Here is a 579-nt window from a genome sequence, read left to right as displayed (position 1 = left end):
GATGTCGACGACCATCGAGCCGACCGGCTCGGTCACCGGCAGGCCCGCGCCGAGCCCGGCCGCCAGCGATTCCTCGATCAGTTCGACCTCCGATACACCCGCCGCGAACGCGGCCTCGCGAAGCGCGCGGCGCTCGACGGCCGTCGCATCGGACGGCACGCACAGCGTGACCTCGACGCGGCGGCCGAAACGCGACCGCGTGCGCGACATGTCGATGAAGCTGCGGATCATCTGCTCGGCCGCGTGCGCGTCGGCGATCACGCCGTGCCGCATCGGCCGCACGGCTTCGAGATGCCCCGGTTCGCGGCCGAGCAGCGCCTTCGCGAGCTCGCCGACGGCCTCGAGCGTCGGCCGTGCATCGGTCGCGCCGGCCTTGCGGAAGCAGACGACCGACGGCTGGTTCAGCACCACGCCGCGTTCGTGCGTATAAATCCGCGTACTTGCCGTTCCAGGGTCGATCGCAACGGGTTGCGCAAACAACTTTCCGAACAGCGGTGTCGACATATCAAACCCTTGTAATCGAACGGACGCGGGGCAGCCGCGCCGCATTTCCGTGGCGCGGCCATGCCGCTCCATCAC

The 579-nt window shown here is 69.3% G+C and carries 1 protein-coding gene; it reads right to left on the bottom strand.

Annotated elements, in window-relative coordinates; translation table 11 throughout:
* A partial coding sequence (locus L810_RS43325; RefSeq protein WP_042978476.1) for a rod shape-determining protein occupies positions 1 to 504 on the bottom strand: 504 nt, incomplete at its 3' end.
* Positions 505 to 579 lie beyond the last annotated feature (75 nt).

Origin of the sequence: Burkholderia sp. AU4i (assembly GCF_000466765.1) — a bacterium.
GTDB lineage: Bacteria > Pseudomonadota > Gammaproteobacteria > Burkholderiales > Burkholderiaceae > Burkholderia > Burkholderia cepacia.
This window is presented reverse-complemented; position numbering and strand designations above follow the sequence as displayed.